The organism is Bradyrhizobium sp. BTAi1, from assembly GCF_000015165.1.
Classification (GTDB): Bacteria; Pseudomonadota; Alphaproteobacteria; order Rhizobiales; family Xanthobacteraceae; genus Bradyrhizobium; species Bradyrhizobium denitrificans.
Genome location: NC_009485.1, coordinates 6,957,572 through 6,975,310 on the forward strand (window position 1 = coordinate 6,957,572; position 17,739 = coordinate 6,975,310).

15 protein-coding genes are annotated in these 17,739 nt (G+C 65.6%); 6 read left to right on the forward strand and 9 right to left on the reverse strand.

Translation table 11 applies throughout. The annotated features are described in order from the left end of the window. Positions 1-135: 135 nt before the first annotated feature. Positions 136-1,839 carry a hypothetical protein gene (locus tag BBTA_RS31300; RefSeq protein ID WP_012046517.1) on the reverse strand — a complete coding sequence of 568 codons (1,704 nt, stop codon included), beginning with the start codon at positions 1,837-1,839 and terminating at the stop codon, positions 136-138. A 1,161-nt stretch (positions 1,840-3,000) separates the two neighbouring features. On the opposite strand from BBTA_RS31300, the gene BBTA_RS31305 reads away from it, so the two are divergent. Continuing rightward, positions 3,001-3,741 (forward strand): FkbM family methyltransferase, encoded by a 741-nt coding sequence (locus BBTA_RS31305; protein WP_168167933.1) that lies wholly within the window; start codon positions 3,001-3,003, stop codon positions 3,739-3,741. A gap of 271 nt (positions 3,742-4,012) precedes the next feature. Here the strand turns inward: BBTA_RS31305 and BBTA_RS31310 are convergent, their stop codons facing one another. Continuing rightward, the gene (locus BBTA_RS31310; protein ID WP_012046520.1) at positions 4,013-4,657 is read right to left on the reverse strand and encodes a glutathione S-transferase family protein; all 645 of its coding nucleotides are present in this window, start codon (positions 4,655-4,657) and stop codon (positions 4,013-4,015) included. A gap of 84 nt (positions 4,658-4,741) precedes the next feature. Here BBTA_RS31310 and BBTA_RS31315 point away from each other — a divergent pair, with 84 nt between their 5' ends. Beyond that, positions 4,742-5,725, forward strand: a complete 984-nt coding sequence (locus BBTA_RS31315; RefSeq protein ID WP_012046521.1) for a YafY family protein — start codon at positions 4,742-4,744, stop codon at positions 5,723-5,725. Between the two features lie 156 nt (positions 5,726-5,881). Here the strand turns inward: BBTA_RS31315 and BBTA_RS31320 are convergent, their stop codons facing one another. From BBTA_RS31320 to BBTA_RS31345, 6 genes are all read right to left on the reverse strand, one after another. Continuing rightward, positions 5,882-6,379, reverse strand: a complete 498-nt coding sequence (locus BBTA_RS31320; RefSeq protein ID WP_012046522.1) for a TPM domain-containing protein — start codon at positions 6,377-6,379, stop codon at positions 5,882-5,884. Positions 6,380-6,389: 10 nt separating this feature from the next. Next, on the reverse strand, positions 6,390-7,286 hold the full coding sequence (locus BBTA_RS31325; RefSeq protein WP_041751003.1) for a YgcG family protein: 897 nt from the start codon (positions 7,284-7,286) through the stop codon (positions 6,390-6,392). A gap of 15 nt (positions 7,287-7,301) precedes the next feature. Beyond that, a complete protein-coding gene (locus BBTA_RS31330) occupies positions 7,302-7,913 on the reverse strand; it encodes a LemA family protein (RefSeq protein ID WP_012046524.1) in 612 nt (203 codons plus the stop codon). A gap of 175 nt (positions 7,914-8,088) precedes the next feature. Beyond that, complete coding sequence (locus BBTA_RS31335) at positions 8,089-9,105, reverse strand: ABC transporter substrate-binding protein (RefSeq protein ID WP_012046525.1); 1,017 nt, start codon at positions 9,103-9,105, stop codon at positions 8,089-8,091. Between the two features lie 41 nt (positions 9,106-9,146). After that, on the reverse strand, positions 9,147-10,013 hold the full coding sequence (locus BBTA_RS31340) for an ABC transporter permease (protein ID WP_012046526.1): 867 nt from the start codon (positions 10,011-10,013) through the stop codon (positions 9,147-9,149). A gap of 17 nt (positions 10,014-10,030) precedes the next feature. Then, on the reverse strand, positions 10,031-10,810 hold the full coding sequence (locus BBTA_RS31345; RefSeq protein WP_012046527.1) for an ABC transporter ATP-binding protein: 780 nt from the start codon (positions 10,808-10,810) through the stop codon (positions 10,031-10,033). Between the two features lie 120 nt (positions 10,811-10,930). On the opposite strand from BBTA_RS31345, the gene BBTA_RS31350 reads away from it, so the two are divergent. From BBTA_RS31350 to BBTA_RS31365, 4 genes are all read left to right on the forward strand, one after another. Continuing rightward, positions 10,931-11,596, forward strand: a complete 666-nt coding sequence (locus BBTA_RS31350; protein ID WP_012046528.1) for a response regulator transcription factor — start codon at positions 10,931-10,933, stop codon at positions 11,594-11,596. Further along, positions 11,571-12,959 (forward strand): sensor histidine kinase, encoded by a 1,389-nt coding sequence (locus BBTA_RS31355; RefSeq protein ID WP_012046529.1) that lies wholly within the window; start codon positions 11,571-11,573, stop codon positions 12,957-12,959. The genes BBTA_RS31350 and BBTA_RS31355 overlap by 26 nt, the downstream gene beginning before the upstream one ends. Before the next feature lie 72 nt (positions 12,960-13,031). Continuing rightward, positions 13,032-14,210 (forward strand): lipopolysaccharide assembly protein LapB, encoded by a 1,179-nt coding sequence (locus BBTA_RS31360; protein WP_148221541.1) that lies wholly within the window; start codon positions 13,032-13,034, stop codon positions 14,208-14,210. Positions 14,211-14,218: 8 nt separating this feature from the next. Next, positions 14,219-15,304: a tetratricopeptide repeat protein gene (locus BBTA_RS31365; RefSeq protein WP_244424214.1), complete on the forward strand. Its 1,086-nt coding sequence runs from the start codon at positions 14,219-14,221 to the stop codon at positions 15,302-15,304. 84 nt (positions 15,305-15,388) lie between these two features. Here BBTA_RS31365 and BBTA_RS31370 read toward each other — a convergent pair whose 3' ends face one another. Beyond that, on the reverse strand, positions 15,389-17,722 hold the full coding sequence (locus BBTA_RS31370; RefSeq protein ID WP_012046532.1) for a xanthine dehydrogenase family protein molybdopterin-binding subunit: 2,334 nt from the start codon (positions 17,720-17,722) through the stop codon (positions 15,389-15,391). Between the last annotated feature and the right edge of the window lie 17 nt (positions 17,723-17,739).

Sequence of the window (17,739 nt, forward strand, 5' to 3'; positions counted from 1 at the left end):
GCTTGCTACGAAACGAAGATAGCCGAAAGGCGGCGGCAACGCGCTAATATGCGGCACGGCGCCTCACGTCGCGGTGAGGCGCCTCGCAATATTCGCTTCACGCAACAGACATGGTCGATCAGTGGATGTGGTCGATCAGCGCGAAACGACAAGTCCCTTGGTGGTGACGACCACCCAGCGGCCGTCCTGCTTTCGGATCGCATCCACTTTGCCGAGACCCGGCACGGGATCGCCCGCATAGACCTCGTACAGACCGCCGCGGCCCTCGATCAACGCGCCGCCACGACCGACATCGCGCAGGACCCAGCCATCGAGCACGCGCAGCTTGGCGGTGTCGGCGCGGTTGGCCTCGGCCCTCGGTGCCTCGGCGCGCGCGGCCTCGGCCCGGCTCGTGTCCGCTCTCGGCGCCTCGGCCCGGTTCGCCTCCTGGCGGCTCGCCACTCCGGCAGGCGGCGCGGCAGCATTGATGGCCCCGACGGCCTGCTGCCCCGGCGCCGTATTGTCGCGGGCTGCCGGCTGCGCGGTCGCCGACGCCTGCGCCGCGCGCAGCCGTTCGACGGCGTCGCTCAGCCGCTGCAGCTCGCTCGGCTTGCCCGTCGACTTGGTCGACAGCTCGCCCAGCACTTTCTCGAGCCGGTCCAGGCGCTCGGCGGATTTGTTCAGTTCGACGAGACTGGTCTGGTTGGTCTGCTCCAGGCTGGCCTTGAGCGCGGCGACATCATTATCGATCCGCGACACGGTGGCTGCGAGCGTCGGATCCGACGTGGCGCCCGCCGTGTCCCCCACGGTCGCCGCGTTGGGGGGGCTGATCAGGGTTGCAGTCACCAGGCCACCGGCCACGCCGCCGACCACCATCGCCAGCAGCACTGTCGCGGCAACGGCCGGCAGGCGGAGCCTGCCAGCGGGGGCGAGCGGAGCGGATGCTGGCTTTCCCGATTGCGACAGGATCGCGATAGCAGGCGCCTCGGCCGTCGTCGGCGCTTTGGAGCTCGCATTGAATTTGAACGGCTCGGCCTTGAACTTCGACGCCAAGTTCGATTTGGCCCAGGCCGTCGCTTTGTCGAACACCGCGCCAGCCTTGGTGCTGGTTGGCTCCGCCTTCGCGTCACGCGGACCATTCGGGCGCTGCGCCGCCGTGTCAGGCTTCGCCACAGGCTCGGACTTCGTCTCGACCTTGGCTGCAGCCTCCACCTTGGCCTCCGCCTTGACGGAAACATCGGGCTTTGCAAACGGCTCGGTCTTGGCGGTCACCACTGGCGTGACGGAGCCGTCCGGCTTTGCGCCAGCTGCAGCCTTGACTTGGGTCTCAGCCTTCACTTGAGCCTCAGGCTTCGGCGCGGCGGCTGCCATCGATCCGATCTTCGGGGCGTTTGCCGCGAGCATGGACAGCTTGGGTGTCTCAACCTTGAGCAGCTCACCCGTGGCGGCGCTGGTCTTGAGAGGCTCCGATTTGACAGGCTCGGTCCTGATCAGGTCAAGGATGGTCGCGGGTGACTTGGGAGCGCTCGCGTTGACGGGCGTCGGAGCGGCATCGACCTTGACCGGCTCCAGCCTCGGCTTGTCGGATTTGACCAGATCCAGTCGCTTCGGCTCCGTCTTGCCAATTTCGGTCTTCAGCGACTCGGCTTTGATGGCCTCGGCCTTGACCTCGACTGCCGGGTGATCGGCGCCGGGGGCCTCGTGATCGGGCGCGATCATCGGCTGTGCGGCCGGAGCGATCGCCGGCACGGCGATATCGACAACATCGGGGGACGCCGAGGTCTTCAGCGCCGGCTCAGCTCCGGCGACGCCAAGAGAGGCAATGCCAAGGCTGGTCTGTTCGGCCGTTTGCTCGCTCACGTTCAAGTCTCCAGATGACGTTCAGCCCTTGGTAACCATTGTTAGCGTTTGATTGATTGCCAAAATCTTACTTTTCCTGGGCTTACGTGAGTTTTAGGAATTCATCCGGGGCGGATTTGCGCCGATAAAGTGGAGCAGATGTGGCAAGCGGTGCTTGAATATTCATCGTTAACGGCCGCGCCCGCAGGACACGCGTCCACGACATCCACGATGGGCCGAGCACCATAGCCTCTCGCGGCCGCCAGGCCCAGGCACTGCCGTCGTCACCGCCTCCATGTGTTCGGAGGGCGCAGGGAAGACCGAGTGCCGACAGGCACCCGCGGCCCCGTGTGAACAAAAATCACGGGGAAGGAACCACAGGCACAGCCGGAACGACCGGCCTTCCCTGCGCGATGATTAGCGGCTGCTTCGTAGTCTCCCCGGTGCGCCGGGCTTTCTGGTCTCCGTTGACTGCGCAGCACATCAGCGCCGAGGCAAGCGTGGCATCGGGGCATCGGGATGCAAGGCCCCTCCGACTTGACGTCCGCACCGGACTCGCTCGTCGGCCCGCTCGCGCAGAACCCCAAGTCCGCGACGTCCACCGCTCCCCGCTGCTACGCCTCGTGACGTTCGGCCGAAACGCCCTCTTCATTGCAGGCGGGATAGCCGGGATCATCGTAGTGATTTGCCCGACACAACAAGCCGCCAAGCATGCAACAAACAGGCTCGAGGAGCAGTTTGTGCAGAGCGTGCATGCGGGAATTGCTCGTCGGGCTGGGAGACTACGAAAAGAGAGGATGGCCTATGCACCGCGTCGTGCATGAGAAAGTTCGTCGTAGCTACGAGGCAGGCGCGGCCTCCTTGTGGACAGCTCCCACCGTGAGCATCTCGCCGAAATCTTCGTGAGAGAGAGACGGATAGTACGACGGCCTGCGGCACCGTCTCCTTAGCGGCGCGGCCCGCAAGCTGCTCGCTGGCATGGACCGCCTCGCGCCGAATTACAACGAGCGTCCGAGGCGTTTCGCCGAGCACGTCATCATCGGGAAACCTCCGCGCCACTTGCCCAGCTCACCTTCTTACAGGTCTGGCGACGCACGCCTTGCTCCGGCGGCCAATTATTAGACGTTGGCGGACGTCGAAACCTGACGTAGCTTGGCGCGATATTTCAGGCAGTGGCTTCCCGTGAAACGCACAGATTTCTACAGATCGGCCGTCGAAAGCCTTGGCATTTTCCCAACGATCAACTTCGTCATCCAGAAGCGACGACGTTCGGATCTCCTGCGTTTGACGTCCAAACACCTGGACCACGCAGTCATCGCGCGACGCGGAACGAGCGACCTGGGCGTCTTCAACCAGATCCTTATCGAGCGCGAATATAGATGCCTGGACGATCTGCGAAATCCTGACGTGATCCTCGACCTGGGCGCCAATGCAGGCTACTCGTCAGCCTATTTTTTGTCGAGATTTCCAAGCTGCACATTGATCGCGGTCGAACCCGACCCGGGCAATTTCGCCTTGCTCCAGCGCAACGTTCAGCCTTATGGCGACAGATGCAAGACCCTGCAGGCCGCCATCTGGCCGCGCAAGGAACGGCTGTCTTTCGATCGCCGGACGATGATGCAGGGAGCGGAGTGGGGACGACGCATCGAAGCCAACGACGACTCCGTGCCTGTCGCAGCGGTGACCATGCCGGAGCTGATCGCGCTCGCCGGGCAACAGCGCATCTCGCTGCTCAAGATCGATATCGAAGGCTCAGAGAGCGCGCTGTTCAGCTCGGCGTGTGACGAATGGATCGATCATGTCGACAACATCGTCATCGAGCTCCACGGAGACCACGCGGAACGCACATTTCACGCGGCCATCGAACGACGGGGCTTTGCACTCTCGCACTGCGGCGAATTGACCGTGTGCCGCAGCGGTTGAGTCAACGATTGCGCTGCAGGATCAGGCCGGGCGCGAGGACTCGATCTGGCATAGATTTTTGTTTCCCGACGACTACGTTCCAGCGGTGCAAGTGCAGCGATCTGCTAATCCGACAGACATCTTGTCACATTCACTGAGTTCGATCGAACTCGCCGAAAGCGTTGACCCGCGCAATCCCCGCCTCGCCATTCGCTCAATCATGTCTCGCCCGGTGGATGCCGTGACTCCTCCGTCACGGCACCCGCCGAACGGCGGACACGACCAGGCGCGATCAGCCCGCGCATTCCGCAGCGTGCTGCGCGGCCATCTCGACATCGGCGGCGGTTACGCGCTGAAACGCGGCGCGCGCGGTGATGCGTTCCGCGTAGCGGACGAGGACGTCGTTCCGCGGCACGACGCCGAACATCATGGTCCAGTTCAGCGCGATTCCCCAGAGGATGTCGGCGGCGGTCATGCGATCGCCGAGCAGATACGGCCCGGCGGCGAGCTGCTTTTCCAGCGCGCCGAGCATTGTATCGTAGTCGGCGTAAGGCGACTGCGTCACCGGCGCGGGATCGCGCTTCATGAAATGATCGATCACCGCGGGCTCGAACGACGAGCCATAATAGGCGATCCAGCGCAGATAGGGCCCGCGCCTGATATCGTCGAGCGCCGGAGTCAGCCCGGCCTGCGGGAAGAGATCGGCGAGGTAGATGAAGATCGCGACCTGCTCGGTCACGATCTGGCCGCGGTGGCCGATTGTCGGCACCTTGCCGAGCGGATTGATGGCGAGAAATTCCGGCTTGCGCTGCTCGCCCGCCTTCATGTTGAGAACGCGCAGATCGTAGGGCGCGCCGAGCTCCTCGAGCAGGACACGGGCGCCGGCGGCGCGGGTCTGCGGTGAATAATACAGCGTGATCTTGTCGTCGGCGGACATGATGGTCTCCTCCCTGATCGTTGCGACGGGGAGCTTGTCGCACAGGATACCTGACAATCCATGTCACGTATGGTTTGATGGCCTATGCGCGCCAGCCGTCTGCTCTCGATCCTCACGACCTTGCAGGCCAAGGGCCAGGTCACCGCGCCCGCGCTCGCGGAGGCCTGCGAGGTGTCGGTGCGCACGATCTATCGCGACATCGACGCGCTCGCCGCCGCCGGCATCCCGGTCTATGCCGAGCGCGGCGCCGAAGGCGGGTTCCGCCTGCTCGACGGCTACCGCGTGCGGCTGAACGGGCTGTCGGCAGCCGAGACCGATGCGCTGTTCATGGCCGGGCTGCCCGGCCCCGCCGCAGCACTCGGCCTGGACAGCGCGATGAACGCAGCGCAGACCAAGCTGGTCGCGGCGCTGCCGCAGAACCTGCGAGCCAATGCCGGACGGATGCAGGCGCGCTTCCATCTCGACGCGCCCGGCTGGTTCGGCGAGGCCGAGGAGCCGCCACATCTGCGCGCGATTGCCGACGCGCTGCTCGCCGACCACCTGATCGACATCCGCTATCAGAGCTGGCGCGCCGAAAAGCGCCGCCGCGTTGCGCCGCTCGGCCTCGTGCTCAAGGGCGGCAGCTGGTATCTCGCCGGCCAAGTGGAGCGCAGCGTGCGCACCTATCGGGTCGCGCGCATTCTCGATTGCACCGTGACGGACGAGACATTCACGCGGCCGGCGGAATTCGATCTCGCCGCTTATTGGCGCGCTGCGACCGAGCGGCTGGAAGCGGAACTGCATCCGAAGCAGGCTACGGTGCGGCTGTCACCGCTCGGCGTGAAACTGCTGGAGGTGTGGAGCCAGCCCTATGTGCGCGCGCGCACGCGGCTCGCCGACGGCACCGATGCCGAGGGCTGGCGCATCGCGATCATTCCCACAGGGACGACGCTGTGGCACGCCGCCGGCGAATTGCTGCGCTTTGGTGCCGAGGCGGAAGTGCTCGATCCGCCCGAGCTCCGCGCCAAGATGGCCGAGCTGGCGCAGGCCATGGCAAACCGTTACGCCGGCTCTGCGACGACGGTATAAATTTTAGACCACCGCCTTCCCCACGTCTTTGCGAGCGCAGCGAAGCAATCCAGGACCCAGCAAGGACTCTGGATTGCTTCCTGCGCTCACAATGACGGGGCGAGAGCGGTGCCCGCTCAGGTCCAGCCCCAGTGAGCGCGACCGGTAGAATCGGGGCTACAGCACGACCGGCGCGTCGGGCAGCTCGTTCAGATCGCCGGCGTGCGGTGGATAGTGCTTCGCCAGCTCGGCGGACACGGCGGCGATGCCCTGCATCACGCCCTGCTCGAAGCGTCCCTGCCTGAACTCCGCTTCCATCGCCCGGCAGATCGTCTCCCAGCGCGCGGCGCCGACCTTTGCGTGGATGCCGCGGTCGGCGATGATCTCGACATCGCGGTCGGCGAGCAGGAGGTAGATCAGGACGCCATTGTTGTGCGCGGTGTCCCAGATGCGCAGATGCGAGAACAGGTCGAGCGCGCGCTCGCGCGGCGGCTGGTTGCGCCACAGCGGCCGGCCGTCGAGCGCGCCTTCAACGACGAAACGCAGTTGGCCGGCATGGCTGCGCTCGCCATCCTGGATCGCCTGCTCGATGCGCGCCAGCACGTCCGACGTGAAGATGCGCTTGAGCTGCCAATGATGCTGCAGGAGATGCCGGCCGATCCGTGTGATGCTCATTGCGTCCGCCTCACCAGCTGCCCGAGGCGCCGCCGCCGCCGAAACTGCCGCCGCCGCCGGAGAAGCTGCCGCTGTCGCTGGAGCTGCCGCTGCTCCAGCCCCCCGACGAGCCGCTCGTCCAGCCGCCGCGACGGGGGCTGCCCGGCGTATTCATCCCGGCAAAACTGTCGGCAATGAAGGCGATGACGAAGCCGGCAATGGCCGACAGCGCCGCCAGCCCGGCCGATCCCACCAGCAGCCAGGCGATCACGCCCATGGCGCCGCCGGTCGCAAGCGATCCGATCAGGCGGCCAAGCAGGGTCCGCAGGATGCCGCCGATCACCAGCGCGCCGAACAGCGCCACCGGCGCGAACGATGTGAGGGAGTCGAAGTCGAGATCCGTGCCATGCGACGCCTGCGGCTGCGGCACCGGCAAGGTCTCGCCATTGATCACGCCGATGATGCGATCGACGCCGGCGTCAATGCCGCCCGCGAAATCGCCCTGGCGGAATTTCGGCGTGATCACCTCGTCGATGATGCGTCGCGCGGTGACGTCGGTCAGGCTGCCCTCAAGACCGTAGCCGACCTCGATGCGCAGCTTGCGGTCGGTCTTGGCGATCACCAGCAGCGCGCCGTCATCGACCTTCTTGCGGCCGATCTTCCAGGTCTCGGCGACGCGGATCGAGAACTGCTCGATCGTCTCCGGCTGCGTCGTCGGCACGATCAGCACCGCGACCTGGCTGCCCTTGCGCGTCTCCAGATCCTTCAGCTTCTGCGTCAGGCCCGCGATGTCCGACGACGACAGCGTGCCGGTCTGGTCGACGACGCGGCCGGTCAGCTGCGGCACCGCGACGTCGGCCAGCACCATCGTCGCGAGGCAGACCAGCAGCGTCGCCAGCAGCGCCTTGACGGCCGACAATGCGCGCAAGAGGAAGCGCTCCCGCTATTTCGAGGGCTGGGGGGACGGCGCGTTGAAGTCGACCTTCGGCGCGACCGAGATCTCGCGCTCGTTCTCGACCGTGAAGTTGGCCTTTTCCTTGTAGCCGAACGCCATCGCCGTCAGATTGTTCGGGAAGGTGCGGATGCCGACGTTATACTCCTGCACCGCCTTGATGTAGCGGTTGCGCGCCACCGTGATGCGATTCTCGGTGCCTTCGAGCTGGGACATCAGGTCGCGGAACAGCGCGTCCGATTTCAGCTGCGGATAGTTCTCGGTGACGACGAGGAGCCGCGACAGCGCGCCGGTCAGCTCGCTCTGCGCCGCCTGGAACTTCTGCAGCGCCGCGGGGTCGTTGACGACATCGGGCGTGGCCTGGACGCTGCCGACCTTGGCGCGGGCGTTGGTAACGCCGAGCAGCACGTCCTTTTCCTGCTGCGCAAAGCCCTTCACGCTGTTGACGAGGTTGGGCACGAGATCGGCGCGGCGCTGATACTGGTTGACCACCTCCGACCAAGCCGCCTTGACCTGCTCGTCATTGGTCTGGATGGCGTTGTAGCCGCAATTGGTCAGGCTCAGCGTCATCAGCGCCGCCAGCACGGTCAGCAATTTCCGCATTGCGCGTCCCCCTGTTCGTCCGGTTGTGCCGCCCTCACACAGCACAGCTTTGGCGACGGCGCAATGACGGCACCGGCCGCCGGACATGTGTCTCGGCGGCCGGGGCGCGGGTTCAGGGAACCGGTGGGCGGCGATCGCCATGCGGATGCGTATCAGTTGCCCCGCAAGAGGCCGTTCAGCTGCCGTTGCGGTCGCGCAATTGGGTCACGAACATGTCCTGCCAGTTCGCCGGCTTGACCTTGATCGAGCCGACGCCGTGCATGAACTCGGCGATCTTGAGCACGCCCTCGGGCGTCGCGGAGAACCAGGTGTCCTTGTCCTGCAGCATCTCCAGCACCTCCTCCTTGGTGGTCTTCACCTTGGCGGTGCGGGCATAGATCTCGGCCGCGGCGGCCTTGTCGTTGGCGATCAGGGTGCAGGCCTCGTCGAGCGCGTCGAGGAAGGCCTGCACGACCTTCGGATTGGCATCCACGAAGCGCTTCGGCGCGAATACCACGTCCATTGTCAGCCGTCCGAGCACGTCGGCCGAATTGGCGACGCGATGGATCTTGGAATCCTTCAGCTCGATATAGGAGAATGGCGGCGAGGTGAAATGCGCCGTGATTTCGGTCTTGCCCGAGATCAGCGCCGCCACCGCTTCCGGATGCGGCAGGCCGACCGTCATCGGATCGAGCTTGGCATAATTCTCCTTGCCGAACTCATGCGCCGCCATCATCTGCAGCATCACGGCCGAGAGCGAGGTCTTGATGCCCGGCAGCGCGATCTTGTCGCCGGCCTTGAAGTCCTTCAGCGATTTGATCTCGGGATTGTTGGTGTTCATCCACAGCGAGGTCGAGCTGAGCCCGCTGACGCCGACCACCTCCACCGCGGGAATGCCCTTGGCCTTGGCCCACAGCGTGATGAAGCCGGGCGCGCCGGTGCCGGCGATGTCGAGCGAGCCGGCCATCATCGCATCGTTGATGATGTTGCCGCCGTCGAGCAGCTGCCAGCTCACCTTGAACGGACCGAGCCCGGCCTTCTCGGCGTGCTTCTCCATCAGCTTCTGATCCTCCATCACGATCAGCGGCAGATAGAGGATGCCATAGCCCTTGGAGAGCCTGACCTCCTTGACCTCGGCCAGCGACGCACCGGTGGCGCCGAGCAGCGCGGCAACACCGATCGCCGCCGCCGCGAGTGATTTGCTCCAGGACATGTTCGTCTCCTTATCCCTTGTTGTTATGGTTATAGCCGAAATCAGTGCTGCATGCCCCAGCGCCGCACCGTCTTGCGCTCGATCGTAGCGAACACGACGTTCTCGACGACAAGACCGATGAAGATCACGGTGAACAGGCCGGCGAACACGTTCGCCGTCTCCAGCTGGTTGCGGTTCTCGAAGATGAACCAGCCGAGGCCGCCCGCGCCGGAGGACACGCCGAACACCAGCTCGGCCGCAATCAGAGTGCGCCAGGCGAAGGCCCAGCCGACTTTCAGGCCGGTGAGGATGGCCGGGAAGGCGGCGGGGATCAGGATGAAGCGCACCAGCTTCAGTCCGCGGAGGCCGTAGTTCAGGCCGACCATGCGCAACGTGTTGGAGACCGAGCGGAAGCCGGAATGGGTGTTGAGCGCGATCGCCCACAGCACCGAATGCACCAGCACGAAGATGATGCTGCCCTTGCCGAGGCCGAACCAGATCAGCGCCAGCGGCAGCAATGCGATCGCCGGCAGCGGATTGAACATCGAGGTCAGCGCCTCCAGCATGTCGGCGCCGATCCGCGAGCCGATCGCGATCGTGGTCAGCACGGCCGCGAGCGCGATGCCGATGCCGTAGCCGATCAGCAGCGTCTCCAGCGACACCAGCGTCCGCGCCGGAATCACGCCATTGGCGATGTTCTCGAAGAACGCGGAGAGGGTGTCGGTGAAGGTCGGAAACAGCAAGGGGTTGCCGAGCCACAATCCATAGGCCTGCCACAGCGCCGCCAAGGCCACCAGGATGACGGCCTTGCGGACACCAGCGACATGGTAGATCCGCTCGATGATGGACAGGCTCGCCTCGACCTTGACGTCGCCGAGGGGCGTCTCCGCATTGACGATTTCGGGGCGCAGCGCCAGCGTCTCGCTCATGATGCTCTCCTCGTGTTTCAGTGATGGCCGAACAGCATGTCGTTGATGCGGCCTTCGAGCGCGACCTGCTCGGGCGAGCCCATCGTGCCCGGCGGCACGCTGTTGAGCTCGGCGCGGACGCGGCCCGGATGCGGCGACAGCAACAGGATGCGCGAGCCGATCTTGATCGCCTCCTCGATCGAATGCGTGACGAACAGCACCGTGAAGCGGGTGTCCTGCCAGAGCTGCAGCAGCTCGTCCTGCATCTTGCGCCGGGTCAGCGCATCCAATGCAGCGAACGGCTCGTCCATCAGCAGCACGTCCGGCTCCATCGCCATGCCCCGGGCGATCGCCACGCGCTGCTTCATGCCGCCCGACAGCATGTGCGGATAGGAGTCGATGAACTTGGTCAGGCCGACCTTGTCGATATAGGACTTCGCCCGCTCGTTGGCCTCGGCCGTACCCAACCGGCCGCTGGCGGTGAGCGCAAACACGACATTCTCGCGCACCGTCTTCCAGGGCAACAGCTGGTCGAACTCCTGGAACACCATCATGCGGTCCGGCCCGGGCTCGGTGACGTCGTGGCCCTTGAGACGGATACGGCCTTCGGTCGGCTTCAGATAGCCGCCGATCGCCTTCAGCAGCGTCGACTTGCCGCAGCCGGAGGGGCCGAGCAGCACGAAGCGGTCGGAATCGAACACCTTGAAATCGACGCGATAGGTCGCCGTGACCAACGTGTCCGGCGTCTTGTATTGCAGCGTCACGCCCTCGACCGAGAGCAGCGGCTCGAACTGGGATTGCGATTGATGGACGGTCATGCGTCCTCCCCTCCTTCATATTGCAGTGCGAAATTTCGCCCGGTGCACTTCGGCGCCCTTATTCGAAGTGATAGAGGAGGAGACTGACGCGAAACTGACTCCGAGCCGGACAACGAGACCTTGCGCATCCTGCTGGTGGAAGACACGCCCGAGATCGGCGCCGCCGTGACCAGCCGGTTCGAACGGATCGGCTACGCCGTCGACTGGGAAAAGGACGGCCGGACCGCGAGCGAGCTGATCGAGGTGCAGACCTATGACCTGATCGTGCTCGACGTGATGCTGCCGAACATGGACGGATTCGCCGTGCTCAAGCATCTGCGCAAGCGCGGCCTGCGCACGCCGGTGCTGGTACTGACGGCGCGCTCCGCGGTTGACGACCGCATCGGCGCACTCGACCTCGGCGCCGACGATTATCTGATCAAGCCGTTCGACTATCGCGAGCTGGAGGCGCGCGCCCGCGCGCTGCTGCGGCGCGCTGCGGGGCAGTCCGACAATCTGCTGACGCTGGGGCCGCTGGTGATCGACCGCGCCGGCCGCACAGCCAGCGTCGCCGGCCAGCCGCTGGACCTGACCCGGCGCGAACTGACGGTGCTGGAGATTCTCGCGGCGCGTCCGGGCCGCTACGTCGCCAAGGAGGAGTTGGTCGAGCAGCTGTTCAGCTTCGACCAGGACCCGAGCCCGAACGCCGTCGAGCAGTTCATCGCGCGGCTGCGCCGCAAGCTGGCGGCAACAACAGTCGAAATCAAGACCGAGCGCGGCCTTGGCTATCAGCTCCACGCTTCGTGACATCAGGACATCGTTGCGCGCGCGGCTCTTGATCGCGATCGGCGCGATCCTGACCGTGGGCGCGATCGTGCTCAGCCTCGCCGCCTGGCAATATGCCGCGACCGCGGCGCGCGACGCCTATGACAGGCTGCTCGCCGGCGGCGCCGTGCAGATCGCCGAGAACATCTACATGCAGGGCGGCGTGGTGACGCTCGATCCGCCAGCCGCGGCCTTCGCGACATTATCGGCGTATGATCTGGTGTTCTATCGCGTCACCGATCCGCGCGGCGTCGTCGTCGCCGGCTATGATGATCTCGCCATCAGCGCGCCGGCTGCGGCGCTCCGGGAGGGCGTCGTGCTGCGCGACGGCGTCTATCGCGACCAGCCGGTGCGGATTGCCGCCGTGGCACGCCGGCTCGACGGTGCGCCGGGCGACGGCTGGAGCGCGATCGTGCTGGCGCAGACCCTGCGCGCCCGCGACAGCCTGACCTGGGATCTGGCGTCGAAGGCCATCGGCCTGATCGCGGCGATGAGCCTGCTGGCGCTGGTCGCGACCGCGCTGTGCCTCCGGCTGGTGTTCGCCCCGCTGACGCGGATCGAGGCCGAGATCGTCAGGCGACGCCCGGATGATCTCAGTCCCATCGCCATGACGCCCCCGCGCGAGGTGCGCGCTCTGGTCGGCGCCATCGACGGCTTCATGCAGCGCCTGTCCGAGCGCATCACGCTGATGCAGCGCTTCATCGCCGACGCCACCCACCAATTGCGCACGCCGCTCGCGGCCATTGACGCCGAGGTCGAACTGCTGACCGACCAGACCAGGGATCCGAAGGCGCTCGACAAGCTCCGTGGCCGCATCGCGGACCTCGCCCGCCTCGCCAGCCAACTGCTCGATCACGCGATGATCCAGCACCGCGCCCAGGCGCCGCGTTTTGCGGCGACCGACATCAATGCGCTGGCCAAGTCGGTGCTGTCGCAGAGCGTGCCACTGTCGCTGGATCGCGAGGTCTCCGTCAGCTTCGTCCCGTCGGAGGGAGACACCGTGATCGCCGCAGATGCCATCAGCCTGCGCGAGGCGCTCGCCAATCTCATTCACAACGCGCTGGCGCATGGGGCGCGAACGCGACTGATGGTCAGGGTGGAGCGAGCGGCGGCGCATGTCGCGATCGTCGTGTGGGACGACGGACCGGGGATCGCAGCCGAGGCGCAGCAGCATCTGGTGTCGCCGTTCCAGAAAGGCGATGGATCGCATGGCTCAGGGCTTGGCCTGGCCATCGCCGCCGAGGTCGCGCAGGCCCATGGCGGGAGCTTGCGGTTTGCGGGCGGCGCTGGCGATTTCAGCGTGCGGTTCGAGATCCCGGCTTCGCCCTTCGCGCGCCATATCTAAACCTTTAGTTGTTTCATTACACGCCCTTTTGAAAATTGCCGATATTCGGTTGCCCTGCTTCGGGGAGCCGCGATGATCCGACCTGCCATTCGCCAATTTGCTGCAGCCATCGTCCTTCTGGCATTCGCTACCCCCGGAACGGCGGCCGCGCAGGATACTGGCGAGTGTGTGGCGTCGCAGCTCAGGAGCGATCCCGAGAGCGTCATCGCGGCCTGCTCCAGACTGATCGCCGATGGCGCCAAACCGGCCGCCGAGCGCGGCCGCGCCCTCTCGGTCCGGGGTTCGGGCTACTACTATACCAAGCGCTGGACGCTCGCGGCACAGGATTACGATGCGGCGATCGCGCTCCTTCCCACCGATGAGGAGCTGCTGCTATCGCGCTCATCGACAGCGCTCCGTCTCGGCGACGGCACTCTGGGCAGATCACTCATCGAGAAGGTGCTGACGCTCAACCCGTCGAACCCGGACGCGATGTGGCGCGTGGGCGCCGGGTATGAGGACGCCGGAGACTACCGCACCGCGATCCGCTTTTATGCGATGGCGCTGACGATCGCCCCGAGAAACCAGTATGCGCTGCTCTTCAGCAGCACCAGCAATCAGGGCCTGCGCCGTTTCGACGAGGCATTGAAGACAGCTGATGCTCTGGTTGGGCTCGGTCCCGACGAGATCAATCTCAAGCCCTATTTCGACTATCAAGGCAATCGGCTGGACTTCTATTTCATCGCTCTGAAGAACCGCGCCCGGATCCACTGGATGCTCGGTCACCTTGATCGCGCCGAGCAGGACCTGAACGCCGCTGTGACCTATCGCCGATCCGCCATGTCGCTCACGGCACGAGGTCATTTACTGACCTACACGCCCGGACGCGAGCAGCAGGCGTTTGCCGACCTGCAGGAAGCAAAATCGCTCGGATCCGAGCAATATGAGACATTCTTCGACCTTGGACTCATTCTCGCCAAGCGCCAGCAATTTCGGGAAGCGCTCGCGGAGTTCGATCGCGCTGCGGGGATCTTTCCTCCGTCCGGCGAAGCCGTTCGCATGCGCGCATTGATGCACCGGGAGCTCGGCGAAACCGACCTCGCTTTCGACGACATGATCCAGGCCGTGACCACCGAGGAGTCCGCGCTGAAGAAGACGGTCGTCGCGCTGCGCACAGCCGGCTATTGGCGATCGAGCGAAGCGCCGGACCAACTGACGCCCGACTTCAAGGACGCGATCCGCGCCTGCATGCTCGACAAGCTCTGCAAGTGAGTCCGAAGATGACATTCCGCATGCGCTTCGCGATTCCGCTCATGCTCATCGCCGAGCTGATGAGCACGCCCTCGCGCGCCGAAGACACGCTGGGTACGGCCGGTCCGATCCGCTCGTTCAGTTTCGGAACATGCAAGCTGCCTTATCCGGCCAGAGCACGCGGCGAATGCGATCCGCCGGAGGTTTCAGCAACTCTGCCCGCGGATGTCCGTTCGCAGCAGCGCGTCCTCCGCGCGCGGCAACTCACCGAGATTGCCAGGCTGCCGCAAGCCATCGCAGAGTTGGATACAGCGATCACCGAGCAGCCCAGCAACGCAGCGGCCCTGCTGCTCCGCGCCCGGCTGAGAATCCCGGCCCAGCTTACCGAAGCCACCCGCGACGTGACGGCGGCGCTGCAGGCCGATGGCGACAATGCCGATGCGCTGGCAACCATGGCCTTCATCCTGATCGGTCAGGACGATCAGGCTGGACTCGAACTGGCCACCAAGGCCCTCACGCTCAATCCCTCGTCGGTCGATGCGCTCTGGATCCGCGCCCTCCTGTCGAACCGGAGCGGCAGACCGGAGCAGGCGGAAGCGGATCTCGATTCCGCCATCGCGCTTGAGCCCGTCGAGCGGCGACCGCGCATGACGCGCGCCGAGATTCGGCTGCAGAGCGGCAAGACGGCTGGCGCCAAGGAGGACCTCGATGCGCTGCTCGCGGCCGGGTCCGATCTCCAGGCCTTGCAGATGCGGGTGACGATTCTGGCCGGCATGGGAGACGACAACGGTGCGCTTGCCGACCTGAACAAAGTTCTCGGCCCGCCGGGGCAGCGCGTCCTTCCCGGCCCGGTGCGGCCCGACCTCGTCAACATGTTCGTGCAGCGCGCTCTGATCCTGACCCGCATTGGGCGAGAGCCGGAGGCCAAGCAGGACCTCGAAACCATCGTCACGCTGGGCGGCCATCGCGCCGTTCTACAGATGCAGGTCTATCTGCGGGGTCACGGTTTTCCAGACGTCAGTCTGGACGGGAAACGGTCCGAGCAGCTCGACGATGCGCTGCGCGCCTGCTTCATCAACAACGCCTGCGGCCGCGGCATCACCATTCGCGGATAGAATCACACCTGTTGTGACGTGGTGACCGCCGCGCCCGCGCACCGGCTTGCAGCGGACGGGCGCGGGCGGTCTCATCGCTCATCGTCAGGCCGCAGCCTTCTTTGCCTTGGCATCGCGGATCGCAGCCCACACCTTCTCCGGCGTCAGCGGCGTCTGCAGGTTGGTGATGCCGAGTTCGAACAGCGCGTCCATCACGCCGTTGGTGACGCAGGGCGGGCCGCCGATGGCACCGGACTCGCCACAGCCTTTCGAACCCAGCGGATTGGTTTTGCAGGGCGCGGAATCGTCGAGCGTGACGACGATCGGCGGCACGTCGTCGGCGCGTGGGATGCAGTAGTCCTGATAGGTCGCGGTCAGGAGCTGGCCGTCGGCATCATAGGCGACGTTCTCGTACAGCGCCTGGCCGATGCCCTGGGCGACGCCGCCATGGATCTGGCCGGCCACCAACATCGGATTGACCGCGACCCCGACGTCGTCGACCGTGGTGTAGCGCACCACGCGGCTGATGCCGGTCTCCGGGTCGATCTCGACCTCGCAGATATGCGTGCCGTTCGGCCAGCTCGGGCCGTCGACCTCGCCCTCGCTGTCGACCGACAGCTTGGCGCCCTGTTCTTTCTGTGCGATCTCGAACAGGCTGATGCGGCGGTCGGTGCCGACGACCGTGAGAAAGCCGTCGCGATATTCGATGTCCTCGACCGCCGTCTCCAGCAGATTCGATGCCTTTTCCCGGGCCTTCGTCATCAGGTCGTTCGACGATACCGCCACTGCCGTGCCGCCGACGAACAGCGAGCGCGAGCCAACGCTGCCGAAACCGGTGGCCAGATCGGTGTCGCCCTGCACGACGTCGATCTTGTCCAAGGGAATGCCGAGCGTGTCGGAGATCATCTGGGTGTAGGTGGTCTGCAGCCCCTGCCCCATTGCCATGGTGCCGGAATGCAGGATCACGCGGCCCTCGGACGTCGCGTGCAGCGACACCTTCTCGGTGTGGGCGCGACCGCCCGTCCATTCGATGTAGCTCGTCAGCCCGCGGCCGTAGAGCATGCCGCGCTTTTTGGCTTCGCGCTTCCGCGCATTGAAGCCGTCCCAGTCGGCGAGCTTGGAGGCGCGCTCCAGCATGTGGGCGAAGGCACCGGAATCATACACCTGGCCGACCGCATTGGTGTAGGGCAATTGCGCCGGCTTGATGTAGTTCGCCTTGCGGATGGTGCGCGGATCGATGCCGATCTGGCGTGCCGCCGTATCGAACAGGCGCTCGACGATGAACACCGCCTCGGGGCGTCCGGCGCCGCGATAGGCGCCGACCGGCGCGGTGTGCGTCATCACCGTCTTCACCTCGAAATGCACCAGCGGCAAATCGTAGACGCCGGTCTGCACGAACGGCCCGAGCACCAGCGGGATGATGTTGGCCGCGCCGGACGAATAGGCGCCGGTGGCGCCGATCGAGCGCACGCGATAGGCCAGCACCTTGCCCTTGGCGTCCAACGCGAACTCGGCGGTCGAGGTGAGGTCGCGGCCATGGGTGCCGCCGACGAACTCATCCGTACGCTCGGCGCGCCAGCGGATCTTCTTGGCCAGCTTGGTGGCGGCATAAGCGACGATGCCATCCTCCGGATAGAGGTTGGTCTTCTGGCCGAAGCCGCCGCCGATGTCGCCGACCAGCACGCGCACGCTCTCCTTCGGCCGCTTCAGCACGGCTTCCGCCAGCACGTCGCGGGTCGAGGCCGGCGTCTGCGACTGCACATACAGCAGCAGGCGGCCGGTCTTCTTCTCGATCTCGGCGATCGTCGAGCGCGGCTCCATTGCCGAAGGCACCAGGCGCTGGCTGACGATGTCGAGCGAGACCTTGTGCGGGGCGCTGGCGAAGGCCTCTTCGACCTTGGCGGCATCGCCATAGCTCATCGCGGCGACAATGTTGTCGGGCGCCTCGGCCCAGACGACGGGCGCGCCAGGCTCGAGCGCCTGCACCGGATCGGTGACTGCCGGCAGCACCTCATAGTCGACGACGATCGCTTCGGCGGCTTCCTGCGCGATCACGCGCGAGGTGGCGACGACGGCCGCGACGGCCTCACCGGTGTATCGGACGACCTCATGGGCGAGCAGGCGACGCGGCGGCACCGTCATCGGCTTGCCGTCCGGCCGCTTGAAGATCGCGAGCGTCGGGATGGTGCCGACGTCGTCGGCGACGAGATCGGCGCCGGTATAGATCGCCTGCACGCCCGCGATCTCGCGCGCCGCAGCGGTGTCGATCGACAGGATTTTCGCATGCGCATGCGGCGAGCGCAGCACGTAAAGCCACAGCGCGCCGTCATCCGGCTTGTCGTCGATGAACTGCCCCTTCCCGGTGAGCAGCCGCTGATCCTCCAGGCGCTTGACGGGCTGCCCCGATCCGAACCGCATATTGTTGGGAAGAATGTTCATTCGTCAGTCCTTGGGTA

Coding starts and splice junctions, on each gene's coding strand:
- BBTA_RS31310 (WP_012046520.1), bottom strand. CDS start 4,657: ATGTCCGCCGACGACAAGATCACGCTGTATTATTCACCGCAGACCCGC.
- BBTA_RS31315 (WP_012046521.1), top strand. CDS start 4,742: ATGCGCGCCAGCCGTCTGCTCTCGATCCTCACGACCTTGCAGGCCAAG.
- BBTA_RS31320 (WP_012046522.1), bottom strand. CDS start 6,379: ATGAGCATCACACGGATCGGCCGGCATCTCCTGCAGCATCATTGGCAG.
- BBTA_RS31330 (WP_012046524.1), bottom strand. CDS start 7,913: ATGCGGAAATTGCTGACCGTGCTGGCGGCGCTGATGACGCTGAGCCTG.
- BBTA_RS31335 (WP_012046525.1), bottom strand. CDS start 9,105: ATGTCCTGGAGCAAATCACTCGCGGCGGCGGCGATCGGTGTTGCCGCG.
- BBTA_RS31340 (WP_012046526.1), bottom strand. CDS start 10,013: ATGAGCGAGACGCTGGCGCTGCGCCCCGAAATCGTCAATGCGGAGACG.
- BBTA_RS31345 (WP_012046527.1), bottom strand. CDS start 10,810: ATGACCGTCCATCAATCGCAATCCCAGTTCGAGCCGCTGCTCTCGGTC.
- BBTA_RS31360 (WP_148221541.1), top strand. CDS start 13,032: ATGATCCGACCTGCCATTCGCCAATTTGCTGCAGCCATCGTCCTTCTG.
- BBTA_RS31365 (WP_244424214.1), top strand. CDS start 14,219: ATGACATTCCGCATGCGCTTCGCGATTCCGCTCATGCTCATCGCCGAG.
- BBTA_RS31370 (WP_012046532.1), bottom strand. CDS start 17,722: ATGAACATTCTTCCCAACAATATGCGGTTCGGATCGGGGCAGCCCGTC.